At 62.0% G+C, this 3,205-nt stretch carries 4 protein-coding genes; all 4 read left to right on the plus strand.

Annotation, left to right across the window (positions count from 1 at the left end; all coding sequences use genetic code 11):
• A partial coding sequence (gene der / locus ABYB95_RS20120; RefSeq protein WP_372661025.1) for a ribosome biogenesis GTPase Der occupies positions 1–1,019 on the plus strand: 1,019 nt, incomplete at its 5' end.
• 70 nt (positions 1,020–1,089) lie between these two features.
• Positions 1,090–1,359 carry an RNA chaperone Hfq gene (gene hfq, locus ABYB95_RS20125; RefSeq protein ID WP_372661028.1) on the plus strand — a complete coding sequence of 90 codons (270 nt, stop codon included), beginning with the start codon at positions 1,090–1,092 and terminating at the stop codon, positions 1,357–1,359.
• An 84-nt stretch (positions 1,360–1,443) separates the two neighbouring features.
• Positions 1,444–2,622 (plus strand): GTPase HflX, encoded by a 1,179-nt coding sequence (gene hflX, locus ABYB95_RS20130; RefSeq protein ID WP_372661033.1) that lies wholly within the window; start codon positions 1,444–1,446, stop codon positions 2,620–2,622.
• Between the two features lie 45 nt (positions 2,623–2,667).
• The coding region (locus ABYB95_RS20135; protein WP_372661031.1) for a protease modulator HflK N-terminal domain-containing protein at positions 2,668–3,205 on the plus strand (538 nt) is incomplete at its 3' end.

Here is a 3,205-nt window from a genome sequence, read left to right on the forward strand (position 1 = left end):
ACCTGCGCCGCCTGGGCAAACCCACCTTGTTGGTGGCCAACAAGGCCGAGGGCATGACGGAAGGCCTGCAGCTGGTGGAGTTCTTTGAGCTCGGCCTGGGCGAGGTGATACCGGTGTCGGGCGCGCATGGGCAGGGCATCCGCACCATGCTGGACGGGGCCCTGGAAAGCGTGCCTGGCTGGTCCGACGAGGAAGCCGAAATCCCCGAAGAAGCCGTGGGCGTGATCCGCCTGGCGGTGGCCGGACGGCCCAATGTGGGCAAATCCACGCTGATCAACGTCTGGCTGGGTGAAGAGCGCCTGGTGGCGTTTGACATGCCCGGTACAACGCGGGATGCGATTTCCGTGCCGTTTGAGCGCAACGGTCAGAAGTTCGAACTGATCGATACCGCAGGATTGCGGCGCAAGGGGAGGGTGTTCGAAGCCATCGAAAAATTCTCGGTGGTCAAAACCCTCAAAGCGATCGAAAACGCCCACGTCGTGCTGCTATTGCTCGACGCCACCCAGGGCGTGACCGATCAGGACGCCCACATCGCCGGCTACATCCTGGAAAGCGGTCGCGCCGTCGTGATCGCGATCAACAAATGGGACGCCGTCGACGCCTACCAGCGCGACCAGATCGAGCGCCAGATCGAAAACCGACTGGCATTTCTCAAGTTTGCACCCATACACCTGATCTCGGCCATCAAACGCCAGGGCCTGGGACCGGTCTGGAAGTCGATTGCGCAGGCCCACGCCTCGGCCACGCGCAAAATGACCACACCGGTGCTCACACGGCTGTTGCAGGAGGCTGTGGCGTTCCAGGCGCCTCAGCGCGGCGGTATGTTCCGCCCCAAAATGCGTTACGCCCACCAGGGCGGCATGAATCCACCGGTCATCGTGATCCATGGCAATTCGCTGGAGCACGTGCCCGACGCGTACAAGCGGTTTCTGGAGGGGCGCTTCCGCAAGGCCTTCGACCTGGTCGGCACACCCCTGCGGATCGAGTTCAAGACCTCCAGCAATCCCTTCAAAGAATAGGTCGGCAGTCGGCGCGGCTATTTGGCCCAAACTGTGTGGTAAGGTTCGCGCATCATCAACTATTCCATTCTTGAACACGGAGCATATCGTGAGCAATAACAAAGGCCAACTCTTGCAAGACCCCTTCCTGAACCAGCTGCGACGGGAGCATGTGCCCGTCTCGATTTACCTGGTCAACGGTATCAAGTTGCAGGGTCAGATCGAGTCGTTTGACCAATACGTCGTGTTGCTGCGCAACACCGTTACCCAGATGGTGTACAAACACGCGATTTCCACCATCGTTCCCGGTCGTCCCGTGCAGTTTTCTGCCGCCGCTCCGGACGAGACACCTGCCGCTTGAGCACTGGCTTGCACGCAACCGACACGGATCCGTTCCGGTTGGACGCCTGCGTGATCCGCGGTGGCTCCTCGAGTTGATTTGAGCCTGTCTGCCACTTCATCGCCCTCCACACCCTCGGTCATTCTCGTCGGTGTGGATTTTGGCTTGCCCCATTTCGACCGCGAACTCGAAGAACTCGGGCTGCTTGCGCAGACCGCCGGTTATTCGGTGGTCGAGCGGGTCAGCTGCAAGCGCCGCGCGCCCGATGCGGCGCTGTTCGTGGGTTCGGGCAAGGCCGATGAAATCAAGATGCTGGCCCAGTCCACCGGTGCCAGCGAGGTGTTGTTTGACCAATCGCTGAGCCCGGCCCAGCAGCGCAATCTGGAGCGCCACATGGGCTTGCCGGTCAACGACCGCACCCTGCTGATTCTGGAGATATTTGCGCAGCGTGCACGCAGCCACGAAGGCAAATTGCAAGTGGAATTGGCCCGCCTGCAATACCTGTCCACCCGTCTGGTTCGGCGCTGGTCGCACCTGGAGCGCCAGAGCGGCGGTATCGGCATGCGCGGTGGCCCGGGTGAGACCCAGATCGAACTCGACCGGCGCATGATCGGCGAAGCCATCAAGCGCACGAAAGAGCGGCTGGAAAAGGTCAAGAAGCAACGCGCCACGCAGCGCCGCCAGCGCGATCGGCGCGAGGCCTTCAATATTTCACTGGTGGGGTATACGAACGCGGGCAAGTCGTCCCTGTTCAACGCCCTGGTCAAGGCCAAGGCCTATGCCGCCGACCAGCTGTTCGCCACGCTGGACACCACCACCCGGCAGCTCTACCTGGGCGAGGCCGGGCGCTCGGTGTCGTTGTCGGACACGGTGGGTTTCATCCGGGATTTGCCGCACGGGCTGGTCGATGCGTTCGCCGCCACTTTGCAGGAGGCGGCCGACGCCGATTTGCTGCTCCATGTGGTGGATGCCTCCAATCCCACGCATCCCGAGCAAATGGCATCGGTTCAGGCGGTGCTGGCCGAAATCGGGGCCCAGCACGTGCCCCAGTTGCTGGTGTTCAACAAGTTGGATGTCATGGAACCGGCCACCGTGCCGCATGTCTTGCGCGACCAGATGGAACTGGATGGCCAGTCCACGCCTCGTATCTATGTCAGCGCCCAAACGGGCGAAGGCCTGCCCGCATTAAGGGCCTTTCTGGCCGAATGCCTATTGGCCCAAGCCGCTCCCGGCGGCGAAATATTGCCGGGCTTGTACCCCGCACTTGAGAATCCCCTGGCCTGATTGGGCACAATGGGGTGGTTATCACATGAACAGAGTTGAGAGCACATGGATTTGAATCTGCAAACATCGGTCCGCGAATTGAAGAGTGGCCGTCGGCGTGGCCGAAGTTGGCGCGCGCTTCTGGGCGTTTTCAACTTGAACGATCCGCGATGGGGTCGCAGCGAAGATGCTTCGGACCAGGACAAAGAGCCGGGTGAAGGCGCGGGCAACGAATCCGACAAGGGCGAGCGCAAGCCGACCCCGAGCCAGCGTCCTCAACAGGGGGCCAACCAAGGTCCGCCGGACCTGGACGAACTCTGGCGCGACTTCAACCGCAAGCTCGGTGGTTTTCTGGGCGGCAAGGGCGGCGGTGGCCGCTCGGGTGGCGGCAACGGTTCGGGCGGGCCTTCGAGCTTCAAACCAGACCCCAAGACCACCGGCATTGGCGCGGGGCTGATCTCGGCGGTGGTGCTCTTGATCTGGCTGGGCACCGGCTTTTTCATCGTGCAAGAGGGCCAGCAGGCGGTGATCACGCAGTTCGGCAAGTACCACAGCACCGTGGGTGCGGGTTTCAATTGGCGTTTTCCGTATCCGATTCAACGGC

It is taken from the genome of Hydrogenophaga sp., from assembly GCF_041633695.1.
Classification (GTDB): domain Bacteria; phylum Pseudomonadota; class Gammaproteobacteria; order Burkholderiales; family Burkholderiaceae_C; genus Hydrogenophaga.